The 17,445-nt window shown below is 72.1% G+C and carries 15 protein-coding genes; 6 read left to right on the top strand and 9 right to left on the bottom strand.

Features of this window, described 5'->3' with window-relative positions; translation table 11 throughout:
* Positions 1-24 precede the first annotated feature (24 nt).
* Both NP777_RS01165 and NP777_RS01160 read right to left on the bottom strand, forming a co-directional pair.
* Positions 25-885 (bottom strand): LysR family transcriptional regulator, encoded by an 861-nt coding sequence (locus tag NP777_RS01165; protein ID WP_256648081.1) that lies wholly within the window; start codon positions 883-885, stop codon positions 25-27.
* Positions 886-911: 26 nt separating this feature from the next.
* Positions 912-1,853, bottom strand: coding sequence for a LysR substrate-binding domain-containing protein (locus tag NP777_RS01160; protein WP_256648080.1), 942 nt, complete (start codon positions 1,851-1,853; stop codon positions 912-914).
* A 128-nt stretch (positions 1,854-1,981) separates the two neighbouring features.
* Between NP777_RS01160 and NP777_RS01155 the strand changes: the two genes are divergently transcribed.
* Positions 1,982-3,556, top strand: a complete 1,575-nt coding sequence (locus tag NP777_RS01155) for an MFS transporter (protein WP_256648079.1) — start codon at positions 1,982-1,984, stop codon at positions 3,554-3,556.
* Positions 3,557-3,724: 168 nt separating this feature from the next.
* A complete protein-coding gene (locus tag NP777_RS01150; protein WP_256648078.1) occupies positions 3,725-4,414 on the top strand; it encodes a response regulator in 690 nt (229 codons plus the stop codon).
* A gap of 97 nt (positions 4,415-4,511) precedes the next feature.
* Here the strand turns inward: NP777_RS01150 and NP777_RS01145 are convergent, their stop codons facing one another.
* The 3 genes from NP777_RS01145 to NP777_RS01135 all read right to left on the bottom strand — a co-directional run bounded on the left by NP777_RS01145 (position 4,512) and on the right by NP777_RS01135 (position 6,082).
* Positions 4,512-4,967 carry a cyclic nucleotide-binding domain-containing protein gene (locus NP777_RS01145; RefSeq protein ID WP_256648077.1) on the bottom strand — a complete coding sequence of 152 codons (456 nt, stop codon included), beginning with the start codon at positions 4,965-4,967 and terminating at the stop codon, positions 4,512-4,514.
* 177 nt (positions 4,968-5,144) lie between these two features.
* Complete coding sequence (locus NP777_RS01140; RefSeq protein ID WP_256648076.1) at positions 5,145-5,588, bottom strand: pyridoxamine 5'-phosphate oxidase family protein; 444 nt, start codon at positions 5,586-5,588, stop codon at positions 5,145-5,147.
* Positions 5,585-6,082, bottom strand: coding sequence for a hypothetical protein (locus NP777_RS01135; protein WP_256648075.1), 498 nt, complete (start codon positions 6,080-6,082; stop codon positions 5,585-5,587). The genes NP777_RS01140 and NP777_RS01135 overlap by 4 nt, the downstream gene beginning before the upstream one ends.
* 328 nt (positions 6,083-6,410) lie before the next feature.
* Between NP777_RS01135 and NP777_RS01130 the strand changes: the two genes are divergently transcribed.
* Positions 6,411-7,616 (top strand): globin domain-containing protein, encoded by a 1,206-nt coding sequence (locus NP777_RS01130; RefSeq protein WP_256648074.1) that lies wholly within the window; start codon positions 6,411-6,413, stop codon positions 7,614-7,616.
* A gap of 70 nt (positions 7,617-7,686) precedes the next feature.
* On the opposite strand, the gene NP777_RS01125 is transcribed toward NP777_RS01130, so the two are convergent.
* Both NP777_RS01125 and NP777_RS01120 read right to left on the bottom strand, forming a co-directional pair.
* Entirely contained in the window at positions 7,687-8,412 is a 726-nt protein-coding gene (locus NP777_RS01125) for a vitamin K epoxide reductase family protein (protein ID WP_256648073.1), read from the bottom strand.
* Positions 8,409-8,540, bottom strand: coding sequence for a hypothetical protein (locus NP777_RS01120; protein ID WP_256648072.1), 132 nt, complete (start codon positions 8,538-8,540; stop codon positions 8,409-8,411). Before NP777_RS01120 ends, NP777_RS01125 begins: the two co-directional genes overlap by 4 nt.
* 895 nt (positions 8,541-9,435) lie before the next feature.
* Here NP777_RS01120 and NP777_RS01115 point away from each other — a divergent pair.
* A complete protein-coding gene (locus tag NP777_RS01115) occupies positions 9,436-11,115 on the top strand; it encodes a sensor histidine kinase (RefSeq protein ID WP_305889263.1) in 1,680 nt (559 codons plus the stop codon).
* Positions 11,116-11,135: 20 nt separating this feature from the next.
* Here NP777_RS01115 and NP777_RS01110 read toward each other — a convergent pair whose 3' ends face one another.
* Together NP777_RS01110 and NP777_RS01105 are read right to left on the bottom strand one after the other, a co-directional pair.
* Positions 11,136-12,437, bottom strand: a complete 1,302-nt coding sequence (locus NP777_RS01110) for a serine hydrolase domain-containing protein (protein ID WP_256648070.1) — start codon at positions 12,435-12,437, stop codon at positions 11,136-11,138.
* 183 nt (positions 12,438-12,620) lie between these two features.
* Positions 12,621-14,774, bottom strand: coding sequence for an amylo-alpha-1,6-glucosidase (locus tag NP777_RS01105; protein WP_256648069.1), 2,154 nt, complete (start codon positions 14,772-14,774; stop codon positions 12,621-12,623).
* A 133-nt stretch (positions 14,775-14,907) separates the two neighbouring features.
* Here NP777_RS01105 and NP777_RS01100 point away from each other — a divergent pair, with 133 nt between their 5' ends.
* Entirely contained in the window at positions 14,908-15,972 is a 1,065-nt protein-coding gene (locus tag NP777_RS01100) for a LacI family DNA-binding transcriptional regulator (protein WP_256648068.1), read from the top strand.
* Between the two features lie 108 nt (positions 15,973-16,080).
* Positions 16,081-17,325, top strand: coding sequence for a sugar ABC transporter substrate-binding protein (locus tag NP777_RS01095; protein ID WP_256648067.1), 1,245 nt, complete (start codon positions 16,081-16,083; stop codon positions 17,323-17,325).
* The last annotated feature ends 120 nt before the right edge of the window (positions 17,326-17,445 follow it).

Genomic DNA, 17,445 nt, shown 5'->3' with positions numbered 1-17,445 from the left:
GCCCGGCCCGGGTCCCCCCCCTCATCAGGGCCGGCCGGGGCGTCCGGCGGCGGCGAGGGTGATGCGCTCCAGTTGGTCGGTGAGGGGGTGGGGAGCGCGGGTGGGGCGGACGAGGACCAGGGGTACGGGCGGCGCGTCGGCGATGGCGATGTAGCGGACGTCGGGGTGTGGGTGGGCGCGTGCGGATTCCGGGAGGACTCCGACGCCCCGGTCGGCCGCGACCATCTCGATCCATTCGTCGTACGTGCGGCAGGTGACGGCCACCTCGGGCCGTGCCCCGGCCGGCCACATGGCGGGGTCGACGGTGCCGCTGAGCTTGTTGACCACGAGGGCGTGGTCGGCGAGTTCCGCCCAGCGCAGACGCCTGCGGCGAGCGAGCGGGTGGCGGAGGCCGACGGCCGCCACGCGGTCCTCGGCGCCGAGCTCGACGACGCGCAGGCGATCGCCGGACGGGGGTGTGCCGTGGAGGACCGCGGCGTCGGTGTGTCCGGTGGCGACGCCGGCCGTGCGCTCGTCCCTGCGTACGAGTTCGACCCTTCCCCCGGTGGCCTGCTCGAATTCGGTGATGAGGTGCCGCGCCAGGCCGCTGGGCAGCAGCCAGGTGAAGCCCAGGCGCAGTGTCCGCTGGGAGCTCAACGAGCGCAGGGCGGAGTCCACCTGCGGGAGGAGTGAGCCCATTTCGGCATGGAGGCGGTGCCCGGCTTCGGTCAGGCTCACACTCCGGGTGGTGCGGTCGACCAGGCGAACTCCCAGCGCCGCTTCCAGCCGGGCGAGCGAACGGGTCAGCGTGGGCTGGGTGACCCGGCACCTGGCGGCGGCGCGAGAGAAGTGTTCCTCTTCGGCGAGGACCAGGAACCAGCGCAGATCCCGGAGCTCAACATTCATACGCCAAGTGTATAAAAGGTGGCAGCTCATCCCGTTCTCTCCGGACGGGCTGTTCCCGAGGCCCCCGCACGCCCCGGCTCGGCCGGCCAGCGGCGGGTGCCGTGGATGGAGCGGATGCGGTCGGTGTGCGCGAGGATGGCGGTGGTCAGCGCCTCGACGGGTTCGGCTGGGGCGTGCGGGTTGGTGAGCAGGACGAGGTCGAGTTCGCCGAGTTCGGGCAGGCCGGCGCTGCCGGGTAGCTCGACCAGGTCGCTCGGCAGCAGGCTGCGGACGAAGCTCGCGAGGCCGAGCCCGGCACGGGTGGCGGCGAGGACGGCGTTGACCCCGCGGGCCGTGCAGACCACGCGGTGCCTGATGCCCGCCTGCTCCAACGCCTGCACGGCCAGATCCCGGCTGGGACTGGGCGCCTGGTACACGATGAGCGGCACCGGCTGTTCCTCGTCCCACCGCAGGCCGGTTCCCTCGGCGGCTGCCCAGACCAGCCGGTCCCGGCGCACCAGCCGCCCTCGCCCGTCTCCGGCGTTGGTCTTGACGAAGGCGACGTCCACATGGCCGGATTCCACTCTGCGCTGCAGATGCACCCCTTGGGAGACGGTGAGGTCCAAGGTGACACCGGGGTTGAGGTGCCGGAAATCCCGCAGGATCCGCGGCACTTGGGTCAACGCGAGGTCGTCGGTCACCCCGAAGCGCAACCGGCCCCGCACCCCTGTGCCGGTGAAGTAGTCCGCCGCCTGGGCGTGTGCGGCGAGGATGGAACGGGCGAAGCCGACCATGGCTTCCCCGTCGACGGTCAACACCACGCTGCGAGTGTCCCGGACCAGCAACGGCCGGCCCACCGCCTGCTCCAGCTTGCGGATGTGCTGGCTCACCGTGGGTTGCCCGAGACCCAGCGCCGCCGCGGCCTGAGTGAAACTCAACGACTGCGCCACGGCCAGAAATGTTCGCACTTGCTCCGGAGGAAAGACCATGGGCTCCGATGCTAAGCACTCTCATCACGATTCACAATAAGAATTATTGGATCAATTCGCTTCCTAAATTGGTGTGAGGGTCACAACGATGGCAACGCAGACCCGGCCAATGAAGGAGGCACTCCACGATGACCAGGGCGGCCGACGGACGCGGGCATCGCCACACCCGGCCGACACCACTCACCCCGCGAACGCCAGAAGACCCCGGGACGGGCAGCACCGAACCCGCGGTATGTGACAACGGAACGGAGCACACCCCGCCACGGAAGCGGGGCGCCGTCGCCGTCGCCCTCATGCTGGCCATGGCGCTGGCGGCGCTCGACTCCACCGTCGTCTCCACCGCCGTTCCGCAGATCGTCGGCGACCTCAGCGGCTTCTCCGCGTTCTCGTGGCTGTTCTCCGGCTACCTGCTCGCCGTGACGGTCTCCCTGCCCCTCTACGGCAAGTTGTCGGACACCTTCGGTCGCAAACCAGTGCTCATCGTGGGCGCGGCCATTTTCCTGCTCGGCTCCCTGCTGTGCGCCACCGCCTGGAGCATGGTGGCGCTGATCGCCTTCCGCGTCGTACAAGGACTCGGCGGCGGTGCCCTCCAGGCCACGGTGCAGACGCTCGCCGCCGACCTCTACCCCCTGGCGGAGCGACCCAAGATCCAGGCACGGCTCTCCTCGGTCTGGGCGGTGTCGGCGATCGCCGGCCCGGCTCTCGGCGGCCTCCTCGCCGCGTACGCCGACTGGCGCTGGATCTTCCTGGTCAACCTGCCGGTCGGCGTGGTGGTGTTGTGGCTCGTCGTCCGCCACCTCCACGAGACCGACCACCGGCCGGCCGGCCGGCCGCCCATCGACTGGGCGGGCGCGTGCGCGGTCTTCGCGTGCGGGGGAGTGCTGCTCGGCGCGCTGGTCCAGGGCGGAGTGGCCTGGCCATGGCTGTCGGTCCCGTCCCTCGCCCTGTTCGCCACCGGACTCGGGCTCGCCGCGCTCGTGGTCGTCATCGAACGGCGGGCCCGCGAACCCATCATGCCGGGCTGGGTGTGGCGCCGCCGTCCCATCGCCGCCGTCAACCTCGCCCTCGGCGCGCTGGGCCTGCTGACGGTGGCCCCCAGCCTCTTCCTCCCGACGTACGCCCAGTCGGTTCTGGGCCTGGGACCGGTGGCCGCCGGATTCGTCCTGTCCGTGTGGACGCTCAGCTGGCCCGTCTCGGCGTCCCTCAGCCAGCACGTCTACCGGCGCATCGGCATCCGCAACACCGCGATGCTCGGCATCGGCGCGGCCACACTCCTCCTGTTCGCCTTCCCCCTCCTGCCGTACCCGGGCCAGGCATGGCAGCCAACGGCCCTGATGCTGGTGCTGGGCGCCGCGCTCGGACTGTTCCAGCTCCCGCTCATGGTCGGCGTCCAGTCGACGGTGGGGTGGACGGAGCGGGGTACGGCCACCGCCTCCGTTCTCTTCTGCCGCCAGACCGGCCAGACGATCGGCGCATCGGTTTTCGGCGCGATCGTCAACGGGGTGCTGTCGGCGCGGCTCGTGGGCATGGGCGACCTCGATTCGGTGACCCGGGCGCTCCACACCGGGACCGCGCCGGAGGCGGCCCGGCGGGCCGTCTCGGACGCCGTCCGCACCGTGTACCTGGGCGCGGGCTGCGCGGCGGCGCTGGCCTTCCTGGTCCTGCTGTTCCTGGCGCCGCGCCGCTTCCCGGCCACGGACTGACGCCGGCCCGGACGGCCATTGCCACACCTCGGCCGGCGCGGCGCCGCGGGCGGAATGGGGCCGACCGGCCCTGGTCCTCCGGCCCGAATACGAGAAGGATCTCGGTTCGGTGCCCGATCCCGACGCGATCGGGCACCGACGGACAGCGGAACCTACAGGGAGCGATCCATGGCGGACAGCGAGCGGCCCGGCCCCGGCAACCCCACCCGGGTCTTCCTGCTGGACGACCACGAGGTGGTACGGCGCGGTGTGCGCGACCTGCTCGACGACGAGCCGGACATCAGCGTGGTCGGTGAGGCCGGGACGGTGGAGCAGGCCCTGGTCCGCGTCCCCGCGCTGCGACCGCGGGTGGCCATTCTCGACGTTCGGCTGCCCGACGGTGACGGCGTGTCCGTGTGCCGGGAGTTGCGCTCGCGCATGCCCGAGCTCGTCTGCCTGATGCTGACCTCCTTCGACGAGGAGGAGGCCCTGCTGGACTCGATCATGGCGGGCGCCTCCGGATACGTACTGAAGCAGATCCAGGGCTCGGACCTGGTCTCCGCGGTACGCACCCTGGCCGACGGCCAGTCCCTGCTCGACCCGAGCGCCGCCACCCGGCTGATGGCCCGGCTGCGCGACGGTCAGCGGCAGGAGGAGCCCGACGGTCTGCCCGGCCTGACGCAACGGGAGCGCGAGATCCTGGCCCTGATCGGCGAGGGGCTGACCAACCGCCAGATCGGCCAGCGGCTGTACCTGGCCGAGAAGACGGTGAAGAACCACATCTCCCGTCTGCTGGCCAAGCTCGGCGTGGAACGTCGCATCCAGGCCGCGGTCATCGCCACCCAGGCCCAGGACCGGCAGCGGCGGGAAGGGCGCTGAAGACCAGGGCCGGTGGACGCCACGACTTCTCGTCGGACTTCCTCCACGCACTCCCTCGCGCTCTCCTCCGCGCTCTCCTTCGCCGCCTTCCGCCCGCTCAGACGGCGCTGTCCGCGCCGTAGGGGGCGTAGCGGTCCAGCAGCCGGGTCCTGGCACAACGCAGCCGGTGGGCGAGCACCTCGCCGACCCACTGGGTGACGGCCTGGCCGAGAGCCGGGTCGTCCAGGCACATGGAGCGGATAGCCGTGGCGTCGAATTCGTAGGCCCGCACGGGTGTTGTCGCCGTGCCGCCCAGATGCCACACATGCGGTGCGAACAGCCAGGACCAGCCGACGAGTTCATTGGCGCCCAGAGTCTCGATGACGGCGGTGCGCCGACCGGGCACCTGCGTGTCCAGCTCGACCGAGCCGGTGCGAAGGATCCAGAACCGGTCCGCGCGGCCACCTTCGTCGAAGAGGCGCGTTCCCTGCGGGAAGGACACCTCCCGGGGGAGGCGCATGAGCCGTCGCCGGTGATCGGCGGGCAGTGCGCGCAGCATGGTGGGGGTGTTCATGATCTGCCTTCCGGACGGGGTCTGCAATCTGCCGCCTCCAGCGTCTGGCAGCGGCCGGGCCCGGACGAGGGGCCATCGGGTCCGTACGGCGGGCCACCCGGCCCCGTCGCGTGCTCGGCCTCGCCACGCCCCGGTGCGGTCGGCGAAACCCGCGCGGAGCGACGACTTGTGACGCCGCTACTCGTGCGAGCCCGTCGTCTCCAGCCGGTAGCCGGTCACGAACTCGGCACGGATGCGGACCACGTGCTCCATCTCCGTGTTGATCCAGGGCGTCAGCTCGGTGCGGTAGCGGGAGAGCGTCCGCGGATCCGTGACGCGGCACGCGGTGCCGGTGACCATCACGCTCCAGCCGGTGTGCGTGGCCTCGTCGATCTGGTCGGCCTCGTACACCACCACCTCGGACGCCGACGCGGTGGCCAGGAGCGCGGCACCGGCGTGGGTGCGGATGACGATGTCGCCGTCGTCGTTCACGAGGTGGTTGACCGGCCGGATCACCGGGAGCGCCTGGTGGGTGAAGCCCACCCGCCCCATGGACACGCCCGTCAGCAGCGTGAGCGATTCCTTCCGGTCCAGCTCGACCATCCGGGTCCCCGGAACAGGGGGAAGAGGCTGAACGGTCATGACGGTTCCCGGCGGACGGTCCCGTGCCTGGCCCCCCGCGGCCAGATCACCTCGACATCGACCCCATGACTGCGCGCGTAGGCCACCAGATGCGCCGTGACGTCCCGGCCGTTGGACGGCGAGCCGTCCCACACCGCGAGCACGCGGGCGCAGTGGCGCAGCATGCTCTCGTCCGCGGTCACGCACGAGCCGCGGTCGCCGGGGTCGTACTCCACCAGCCGCACCTGCTCGGACAGCAGCAGCAGTTCGCCGGCGGCCCCGCGGTCGAGCTCGGCCAACTGCGTGGGCACGCCGTTCCGCGACGGCAGGACCGTCACCAGGGCCAGCCCGGCCCTGCGGGCGGCTCGCCCGAACGCCGTCGGCAGCCCCTTTCCGGCGCGGACCAGACCGGCTCTCCCCGCCCGTGCGAACTCGACCAGCCGCGCCCGCAGTTCCTCCTCCACCAGCACGAGTGTCGACGCGCTGAGATCGGGATGCCCTACGACAGCGATCATCCTCGACCGTCCTTTCTCCTCACCACCCACTGGTCCGCTTGATCGTCTCCGGGCTCGGGCGCGGCGCGCCAGAGCCGAGCGGAACGGGGAAAGGGCCGGTCGGTCCTTGCGGAGGGGGAAACCGGCGTCGCCCCGGTTTCCACCGGCCCGCCCGCGAACGGTCGAATCTCAGAGCCAATCGGCCCGACGGGCCCTGGCGGCAAGGAAGTTCGGCCCTACTCGGGAACACCGGGCCACCGGCACGATCGATGTACCGGTGCGATCCGCACGACGGACCCGGCCGTGGCGGTGAGCGCCGTCCCCCTACGTGCCCGCACAGAGGAGAGCCATGATTTCGCTTCAATCGGCCGCTGTCATTCGCACCACGCTGCCCATGGTCGGCGAGGCACTGGACGAGATCACGGAGCGCTTCTACGGCACCATGTTCGCCGAGCAGCCCGAGCTGCTGGACGGGCTGTTCAACCGCGGCAACCAGGCCAGCGGCGAGCAGCGCAAGGCCCTGGCGGGGTCGATCGCGGTCTTCGCCCAGGCGCTGCTGGCCGAGCCCGGCACCCGTCCCGGCGCCCTGCTGTCCCGGATCGCCCATAAGCATGCCGCACTCGGCGTCACCGAGGACCAGTACACGATCGTCCACAAATACCTGTTCCGCGCCATCGGCGAGGTGCTGGGCGATGCCGTCACCGCGGAGGTGGCCTCCGCCTGGGACGAGGTGTACTGGCTGATGGCCGATGCCCTCATAGCCCAGGAGACCCGCCTCTACCAGGAGGCCCAGGTCGATCCGCGGCACCCGTGGCGGCGGTGGACCGTCGTGGAGCGGCGCGAGGAGACCCCGGACGTGGCCTCCTTCCTGCTGCGCCCGGCCGATGACGGCCCGCTGCCCGCCGCCCGCGCCGGTCAGTACGTCAGCGTCCGGGTGCTCATGCCCGACGGAATCCACCAGACCCGCCAGTACAGCGTGTCCAACGCCCCCGGCGACCGGCTGCGGCGCATCACCGTCAAGCGCGTGGCGAGCGTGGCCGGCGCCCCCGAGGGCGAGGTGTCCAACCAGTTGCACCGCACCGTGCGGGCCGGCGGCGAACTCACCCTGTCGGCCCCGTTCGGAGACATCGTCCTCGATGACACCGACACCCCGCTCGTGCTGGTGTCCGCCGGTATCGGCTGCACCCCCATGGTCGCCATGCTCGAACACCTCGCCGCCACCGCCTCGGCCCGTCCGGTCCGTGTCCTGCACGCCGACCACGCCCCGGCCGACCACGCCCTGCGCGCCGACACCCGCCGTCTCGTGGCCCAACTGCCCTACGCGCGAGCGGAGTTCTGGTACGAACGGGACGCGGCCGGGGAAGCCGGGGCGCGCACGGGCCTGATGGACCTCGACGGCCTGGACCTGCCCGCCGACGCCGACGTGTACCTGTGCGGCTCGCTCCCCTTCATGCGCGCCGTCCGGGCCCAACTGCTCCGGGCCGGTGTCCCCGCGCGCCACATCCGCTACGAGGTCTTCGGCCCCGACCTGTGGCTGGCCCACGGCGAGGGCTGAGGCGCCCGGTCGCCGGGCGGCAGGAAAGCTGGCCCCACGGACCCGTCGGTCCGTGGGGCCTCGCGCTCGTTCACAGCAGGCTGCTCCAGGAGGACCAGAAGCGGGTGAGCACGAGGACGGCGATCACGCCGTACCAGCCGGCCAGGAGCAGCCAGTGGGTCTCCAGGACCAGATCGAGGGCGCCCCGGCCGGCCGCCGGTACGGGGATGACTCCCCGCCCGAGGTTGTGCAGCGTGACGTACCAGAACAGGGCGATGGTGACGGCCCAGACCACGGCGCAGTAGGGGCAGAGCCTGCCGAGCCCGAACAGTGACTGGTAGATCAGCCAGTGCGCGAACACCACACCGGCGAGGGCGCCGGTGTTCAGGGCCAGCCACAGCATCCGGTGCAGACGGGCCCCGGTGAGCACGGCCACTCCGAGGACGGCGACCGCGGCGAAGGCGCCGAGGCCGAGCAGCATGTTGGGGAACCCGAAGACGCTGCCCTCCGGGCTGGACATGACGCTGCCGCAGCTGACGATCGGGCTGATGTCGCACGGCGGCTGATAGGCCGGGTCCTTCAGCAGCCGCCAGTCGTCCACCGCGAGCTGGAAGGAGGCGAGCCAGCCGACGGCTCCGGTCAGGGCCAGCAGCCGGCCGATGCGTCGGCCCGCCCGCCGCGGGCGGGCCCGGCTCATGGGGCGCGCCCGGTCCTCGGTCTCCTGGGGCGACGGACGCGACGGACGCGACGGACGACGGACCGCGGCGCGCAAACGGGTGCGCACCATGGCGGACACGGTCGCGGGCAGCGGGCTCACGCACGGCCTCCCTCGGTGTCGCGGATCGGGCCGTCCTGGCCGCCGCCCGCCACGAGCCTGCGGGTGGCCGGGGGCCGGCCCCCGGCCGTGCGCCGTCGCGAGGGGCGCGCAGTCTTGTCGTTCTCCATGGGCATGAACGCTAGGCGTCGGCCCCGCTCCGAGCCCGGGGCCGAACGTCCCTGTCCGGGAGCCGCTTCGGCTCTCTCCGGAGCGGTGGTCAGGGCCGAGTGGGCGGCGCCCGAGGGCCGCTCGGCCCGGCCGCCGACCGCCGCGGAACGGGGAGGCTTGCCTCTGACCGCCCCGGCTGGACCGCCGGCATCTCCTACCCGGGCGGCGGCCGACCCCAACCGGCCCGGCTCCCAATGGACTTGGCAGAGGGGACCCTTGGCCCACCTCCAAGGGCTCATCGGCCGCCGCGCCGGGACCGCCCGATGCCGGAAGCTGGTTGCCGACCGATCCGGAGGTATCCCGTGTACGACCGCATCGAGCGCCCGTTCGGCTGTCTCCATCGCCGTCCCCCGTGGCGGGCGCCGCGCACGGGCCGGACCGGTCACCGTCCGGCCGCTCGCCACGTCTGCCCTGACTCCCGGGCGGCCGGACGCACACCGCGCGCCAATCCCCTACGGAGGACCAGGTGAGCGGCGCACGAGCGTTCCGCCGACAGCGCCGGAACGTCGCGCACGGGCCCCACGGCCGAACCGCGCGACGGAACCGGCCCGGGTGCTCGCCGTCGGTTCGCCGGTGTCGTCCTGCTCGCCACCGCCCTGTCCGCGCCACGCGGTCACCCGCCGGGTTCCCGCACCCCATGCGCACTCCGCCCCGGCACCGTCGACCGGCCGACGGCACGCGCCCGGCGCCGTAACCGCATGTGCGCTGCCGAGCTGCTCCTCGGGGCGCCGTCGATCCGGGTCCGTGTCTCGGGCATCCTGGTGTCGGTCGGCGCGACGGAAAAGGGGAGCAGCTGTGGTGGACGAGTGCGGCCAAAAGCCCTGCGAAACCGCGGTGTCCGGGGCCTTGCCCCAGCTGCGTCTGGATGAGCTGCTGGAGGGTCTGCAGCAGCAGGTGGCGCAGGTTCGGGCGGCACGCGACCGCATCCATACGCTGCTGGACGCGGTGCTGGCGATCGGTTCCGACTTGGAGCTGGAGGTGGTGCTGCAGCGCATCGTGGAGTCGGCCGTCAGCCTGGTCGACGCGAAGTACGGGGCGCTCGGCGTGCTGGCCGAGGAAGGCACGATCAAGCAGTTCCTCACCGTCGGCGTCGACGAGGAGACCATCGCGGAAATGGGTCACTACCCGCGCGGCGAGGGCATCCTGGGGCTGCTGATCCGTCACCCGGAGCCGCTGCGCCTGGCCGATCTGGCGCGGCATCCCTCTTCTGTGGGTTTCCCGTCCGGGCATCCGCCGATGACCAGCTTCCTCGGCGCCCCGATCAAGGTGCGCGAGCAGGTCTTCGGCAACCTGTACCTGACCGACAAACAGGGCGCCGCGGAGTTCGACGCCGACGACGAGGCGGTGCTGCGCACCCTGGCCGCGGCGGCCGGAGTGGCGATCGACAACGCCCGGCTGTACGACGACGCCCGCCGCCGGCAGCGGTGGCTGGCGGCGAGCAACGAGCTGACCCGTAGCCTGCTGTCCGGTACCGAACCCGCCGCGGTGCTGGAGTCCTTCACCGACACCCTGCGCGAGATGGCCGGCGCCTACCTGGTCACCCTGGCCGTCCCGGTCGGCGACAGCGGCGAGCTGGTCATCGAGGCCGCCTCCGGAACCCGTGCGGAGGACGCGCGCGGTCTGGTACTGGGCGCCGCCACGCTGGCGGCGAAGGTCTTCGCCTCCGGGGAGACCATCACCAGCGACGCGGTCAGCGCCGATCCGCGCGCCACCGGTGGCAGCGCCGCGATCGTGGAGCTGGGCCCCGCCTTCCTCGTCCCCCTCGGTACCCGCGACCATGTACGGGGGGTGCTGCAGGTGGCCAACGTACCGGGCGGCGCGGTCTTCACCGACGCCGTCATCGACACGGTGATCGGGTACGGCAATCAGGCGGCGCTGGCGCTCGAGGTCGCGGAGCACCGGCAGGACGCCGATCGCATGCTGGTCCTCAACGACCGTGACCGGATCGCCCGCGATCTGCACGACCTCGTCATCCAGCGATTATTCGCCGGGGCGCTGACCTTGCAATCCACGCTCGGCCGCCTCGCCGACCGGCCGCAGGTGGGCGCGCGGATCCAGCGGGTGGTCGACGACCTGGACGACACCATCAAGGTCATCCGCTCCACCATCTACTCGCTCGGCGAGCAGGACCGGGCCCGGAGCGAAGGGCTGCGAGCCCGGCTGGTGGCGGCCATGGAGAGGGCCGCCGAAGCCCTGGGCTTCGCGCCCGCGCTGCGCATGACCGGCCTGCTGGACACCAACGTCCCCGCCGGTCACGCCGAGCATATGCTCGCCGTGGCCGGCGAGGCCCTGTCCAACGCGGCCCGGCACGCCCAGGCCACCGCCGTCGACGTCGGCGTGGAGGTCACCGACACGGCGCTGCGGCTGAAAGTGGCGGACAACGGCCACGGCATCGACTCGGCCGTCACCCGCCGAAGCGGCCTGGCCAACCTCCGGCGACGCGCCGAGGAACTGGGCGGCTCGTTCTCCCTCCGCCCGAACGAGCCGAGCGGCACCGTCGTGGAATGGGCCGTGCCGCTGCACACCGCCCCGTGAGCGGGGGTGAGATCTCGGGCTCAGCGCAGGGCGTGGACCACGGAGTCGAGTAGTGCGAACAGCTCCGGGTCCACGTCGACCCCGGGCCGCAGAGCGCTCCATACCACGGTGACGACGCCCTCCGCGGGGTTGATGTAGAGCTTCTGCCCGCCGTGTCCGAGCCCTACGAAGGTCGGGACGGGGCCACGCGCACCGGCGACCCCGGGCGGGATGGCCCACCACAGGTAGCCGTAGCCGTACGGGGATCCCTCGTACAGGCGGCCGTAGTCGGTGATCCTCGATTCGGGCCGGCCGGCCCGGTCCCGCCATCCCCTCGGCACCACTCCGTCGCCGCCGGTCAGGATGGACTGCCCGAAGCGGCCGTAGTCGCGCAGTGTCGCCTGGATGCAGCTTCCGCCCATCTCCCGGCCCCCGGGCGCGTCGAGTATCCAGTACGCGTCGGCTTCCATGCCCAGGGGGCGCCAGATCTTCTCCGACAGGTAGTGGCTCGCGGTCTTCCCCGTCGCGTTGGCGACGACGGCCGAGAGCACGTAGGCCTCGCCGGTGGAGTAGTTGAAGACGCTGCCGGGTGCCGCTGCCCGCGGGCGGGTCCGCATGAGTTCCATGACCGCGCCCCGCTGTTTGCCGTATATCCCTTTGAACATGCGGGCGATGTCGTTGTCGCCATAGGGATCGTTCGCGCCGGCCTCGATCCATTTGACGCCCGAGCTCATCTGGAGGAGCTGCCGGATCGTGTTGTCCCGGTAGGCGCTGCCCTTCAGCTCGGGGACGTACCGCAGGACCGGGTCGTCGAGTCCGCCGATCGCGCCGTCGGCCAGGGCCGCGCCGATCAAGGTGGCGGTGACGGACTTGGCAATGGACATCGACGTCCACCGCGTCGTCTCGGTGTTGCCCATCGCGTACTGCTCGTGGGCGATGGCGCCGTCCTTGAGCACCAGGAGACCGGCGATCCGGTTCTCGGAGACGAAGCGCCGGACGGTGCGCCTGGTCCCCTTGTAGACGTAGCGCACGTCGCCCAGCGACGTTCCGTTGTGCGGGAGCGGGGTGGTTCGGGCCGGGTCCGTGTGGATGGCACGGATCGCGAGCCGTTGGCGGTCGACGTGCCGATAGGTCGCGGCCTGGTTCTCCGGGGTGGTGTCGAGCAGGTTCTCGGCGATCGGCTCGGCGCCCGGCGCGAGGCCCGAGCGGCTGGACGCGCTCGGGTGCCTCGGCCGGGCCTCCGCGCCATGCACGCCGAGAGCGCTCACGGCCGCGATCCCCGCTGCGGTGAGCGTGGATCGGCGGCTCAGGACGTGGTGACTGTCGATGGGCCTGAAGGTCATCGCGGCTCTCCCCTCGTGAGCGAGCCGCATCCCTCGTCTGTGATGCGGCTCGCGGAACGTCGGAGGCAAGTGTTCATACACATTGGTGGTGAGGCCAATGTGCGGTACACACACCGGGACGGTCGAGGGTGTGGCCGGGTGTCCCATGGGCGGAGCCGCCGCCGGGCACCGGGGGGCGTCGCGTCAGGCCGAGACCACCGTCAGCCCCTCCGGCGCCGTCACGTTCACCGCTCCGTCCGCCGCCAGTGTGATGTCCAGCCGGGCCCCGCCGACCTGGAGCCCCGTCACCGTCAGCGGGGCGTACGCCCCGGCGAAGGCGGGGGCCACCGTGACCGTGCCGCCCGGGACGTCCGCCTCCAGACCGAGGACCGAGCGCAGCACCTGGACCGAGGAGGCGGCCGCCCATGCCTGGGGGCGGCAGGACGCGGGGTAGGGGGCCGGGTGCGGGCCCGCCGCTCCGCCGTGGCCTGCGAACAGCTCGGGCAGGCGTCCGGCGAACCCCGCCGACGCCGTCAGCAGGCCCGCCGCCAGCGGCGCCGCCGCGTCCGGGAAGCCGGCCCTGACCAGGCCGTGCACCGCGATCGCGGTGTCGTGCGGCCAGATGGAACCAATGTGGTAGCCGTACGGGTTGAAGCCCACCGAGTCGCTGCTCAGGGTGCGCAGACCGTGGCCGGAGTCGAGGTCGGGGCCGGTCAGCCGGGCCGCGAGCGCCGCGCTCTCCTCCTGGTTGAGCAGGCCCGTCCCGAGGAGGTGGCCGAAGCCCGAGGTGACCGAGTCCACCGGCCGGCCGTCGCGGTCCAGCGCGACCGCCGGGTACGGGCCCTGGGCGTCCGCCACCCAGAAGCTCTTCCGGAAGCGGGTGGCGAGCGCCTCCGCCCATTCCTCCCACGCGTCCGCGCCCGGCCGCCCGAAAGCGCGCAGCAGCGCCGCGCCGCCCCGCGCCGCCTCGTAGGCGTACGCCTGCACCTCGCACAGCGCGATCGGGGGGTCGGCGAGCCGGCCGTCGCGATGGCGGATGGCGTCGCCGGAGTCCTTCCAGCCCTGATTGGCCAGGCCCCGGCCGGTCCGGTCGACGTACCTGAGAAAGCCGTCGTCGGCCGCGGCCGCCTGGTCGCGTATCCACGCGAGCGCCGACTCGGTGTGCGGCAGCAGCTGTTCCACCTGCTCGGGGGCCAGACCCCAGCGCCAGGCGTCATGGAGCAGGGTGATCCACAGGGGGGTCGCGTCGACCGTGCCGTAGTACACCGGCGGGACGGCGAAGGTGTCGGTGAAGTTCTGGGTGGAGCGCCGCACTTCGTGCAGGATCTTCCCCGGCTGCTCCTCCGTGGCGGGGTCGGCCACCGCCCCCTGGCGGCGGGCGAGCGTGCGCAGCGTACCGGCCGCGAGCTCGGTGCCGAGCGGGAGCAGCATGCGGGCGGCCCACAACGAGTCACGGCCGAAGAGGGTCAGAAACCACGGGGCCCCGGCGGCCAGGAACTGATCCGGCCTGTTCGCGCCGTCCGCGCGCCCCTCCGTGGACCGGGGGTCCATCAGGCGCAGCCGGTCCGCGTCGGCCACCGACTGGTCCAGCCACTGGTCGAAGCGCCGGTCCGCGCTGCGCAGGGCCGGGCCGCGCCACGGCACGGCGTCCGCCGGGGCGGCCGGGAACTGGTCGCCGTCCGCGTACGCCGCCGTGCAGCGCAGCGTCGCCGTCCATGAAGCGCCGGGGTCCAGTTCCACGTCGTACGACAGCCGGCCCTCCGGCGCCTCCAGGGCGTCCGGCGCGGGCTCGCTGACCAGGCGTACCGTGAACCCGTCGCGGGACCACACCAGATCGCCGCCCTCGGCGCCTTCCGAGTCTTCGGCCCGCGCCGGCACCGGGTCCAGGACGTGGCCCGACTTCACCCGCTCCATCAGGGCGAGGTCCGTGCCGGCCGTGACCGTGAGCCGGAAACCGACCCGCCGGGTGCCCGCGTTGGTGACCTCGAAGCTCTCCTCCAACCGCCCGGAGGCGACGGTCCGGCGGCGGTCCAGGGCGACCGCCGGGTCGGGCGTCGCCTCGCCGAGCCCGCGCAGGATCGCCCGGAAGTCCGCCCGGTCGGCCCCCCTGAGTCCGCCGCCGACCGGGGCCAGGTCGATCGACTCCACCGCGACGGTCAGGTGGGACAGCGCCCTGCCGTCACCGTGGTAGAAGCCATCCGCACCCCCGTCGAGCTGCCCGTCCGCGCGCGAGATCACAAAGCTCGGCGCGTACAGCGTGACGACCGCGTCGTGCAGGAACGGCTGCAAGTTCGCGGCCACCGAAGTGGGGGTAGTGACCGTTTCGTTGGTGTCCTGGGTCTTGACAGTGGTGTCCAAAGGAGTAGAACCTCTCAGCATTAGATCGATCCAAAGACACTAACGGCCTCTTCAGAGCGCTGACAATGCTTTTGGAACGCTCAAATCAACTTTGTAGGACCAGGCTTCAGACCCTCGTACGCCGGAGACCCGTATGCCCCGCTCCACCAGCAGTCCCTCGCCCAAGGGCAGCCCGGTGACCCTCGCCATGGTCGCCCGCCGGGCCGGTGTCTCCCCGCAGACCGTGTCCAACGCGATCAACTCGCCGGAGCTGCTGCGCCCCGAGACCCTGGAGCGAGTCCGCGGAGCGATCGACGAGATGGGCTACCGCCCGAGCCGCGCCGCGCAGACCCTGCGCACCCGCTCCAGCAAGCTGATCGGCTACGGCATCCAGCCCACTCCGGGCGGCGACACGGCCCCGGTCATGGACCGCTTTCTGCACGCCCTGTCGCAGGCCGCCGACGAGGCCGGCTACCGGATGCTGCTCTTCGCCTGCCCGCCCGGCGGCCCGAGCCTGGAAGGGTACGAGGAACTGCTCGGCCGGCACGAGGTCGACGGCTTCGTGCTCAGCAACACCGCCCGCCAGGACCCGCGCCAGGCGTGGCTGGCCAAGCGGGGCGTACCGTTCGTCGGCTTCGGCCGGATGTGGTCGGGGCGGCAGATCGGTGATTGGGCCGACGTCGACGGCGCCTCGGGCACCGACGCCGCCGTGGAGCATCTGGTCGCCCTCGGGCACCGCAGGATCGCCTTCCTGGGCTGGCCGCGCGGCTCCGGCGTCGGTGACGACCGTGCCGGGGGCTGGCAGCGGGCCATGCGCCGGCACGGGCTCCCGACGCGCGGACGGCGCGCGGAGAGCGCCGGGGACGTCGAGGCGGCCCGGATCGCCGTGAAGCCGCTACTGGACGCGGGTGCCACGGCCGTGGTCGCGGCCAGCGACATGCTGGCGCTCGGCTGCTATCACGCGCTGCGCGAGCGGAACGCCGTCCCGGGCCGGGACGTCGCCGTGGTCGGCTTCGACGACTCGCCGATCGCCGGGATCCTCTCGCCCTCCCTGTCCACGGTCGCCCAGCCGCTGGAGGCGGTCGGCAGGGAGTGCGTACGGCTGCTGCTGGCCCGGATGGCCGACCCGGCCGCGCCACCGGAGCGCGTCCTGCTGGAGCCCTCCCTCGTCATCCGCGACAGCGCCCCGGCGCCCGGTTCCGACACACCGGCGCCCTGACGCACCGTCGCTCCCTGTCGCCGGCGCCGTGAGGCGCCGCGCCCCGGACATCACCTCTCCTCCACCCCCCTCGAGCCGCACGTACCATCCCTAATCCACGGAGGAATCATGGCCCCCCGCACGGCCACGGCCGCCCTCGTCACCTGCGCGGCGCTCCTGGCCGCCACCGGTTGCTCGTCGAGCTTCGGCGGCGACAAGGAAACCCAGCAGGACACCGGCGCCAAACAGCATCTGAAGGTCCTGATAGCCACTTCGGGCGACGCCGAGACCAAGGCGGTCAAGGAGGCCGCGGCCGCGTACGAGAAGCGGTCCGGCAACAAGGTGACCGTCGAGGCCGCCAAGGACATGAACCAGCAGCTGGCCCAGTCCTTCGCCGGGCACCGGCCGCCGGACGTCTTCTACGTCAACTCCGACCAGTTCGCGAACTACGCCAAGGGCGGTTCCCTCTACCCGTACGGCGACAAGGTCAAGGACGCGGACGACTTCGCCGAGCCGCTGCGCACCGCCTTCACCTACGACGGGAAGCTGGTGTGCCTGCCCAAGGACACCTCCACCCTCGCCCTCGCCATCAACACCGATCTGTGGAAGAAGGCGGGGCTGACCGAGAAGGACTACCCCACCTCCTGGGACGAGCTGAGGAAGGTCGCCGGGAAACTCACCGGCGACGGCGTCACCGGCCTGGTCACCAGCGACGAGTACCAGCGGCTCGGCGTCTTCATGAAGCAGGCGGGCGGATGGATCACCGACGCGAAGCAGACGAAGATGACCGCCGACAGCGCGAAGAACGCCGAGGGGCTCGGCTTTGTGAGGTCACTGCTGCGGTCCGGCTCGCTGAAGTACGCCAAGCAGGTCGACACCAGCTGGGGCGGCGAGGCCCTCGGCAAGGGCAAGGCCGCCATGACCATCGAGGGCAACTGGCTGACCGGCGGCATGAAGCTCGACTACCCGGATGTGCCGTACAAGGTGGTCCCGCTGCCCGCGGGACCGGCCGGAAAGGCCACGCTCGCCTTCAGCAACTGCTGGGGCGTGGCCGCCGAGAGCGCCCACCGGTCGGCGGCCGTGGACCTGGTGAAGTACCTCAGCTCCGGTGAGCGGCAGCTGAAGTTCGCGGAGGGATTCGGGGTGATGCCCTCGCGCACCAGCGCCCTCGCCGAGTACGCGAAGCAGGAACCGGACGCCAAGGCCTGGGTCGACGCCAACGCCTACGCGCAGGGCCCGGTGACCGTCGCCGGGTTCGACAAGGTGCTCAGCCAGTTCAACACCGAACTCCAGTCGCTGCGCACCACGGACCCGAAGAAGATCCTCGCCGACCTGCAGCGCAACGGCGAACAGACCATGGCGAAGGGCGACTGAGCCGTCATGCCCTTCCGCACCACCCACCGCACGGCGCGCCACCTCCCGCGTGGCGCGTCGTCCGGTCCCCGCCCGGCCCCCGGGGCCGCCGGCGGGGACCCCCGTACGGCCGGTTCGCCG

Source organism: Streptomyces rugosispiralis, from assembly GCF_024505145.1.
GTDB classification, from domain to species: Bacteria; Actinomycetota; Actinomycetes; order Streptomycetales; family Streptomycetaceae; genus Streptomyces; species Streptomyces rugosispiralis.
Note: the sequence above shows the minus strand (reverse complement) of the source record. Positions and strands in the feature narration are given on the sequence as shown.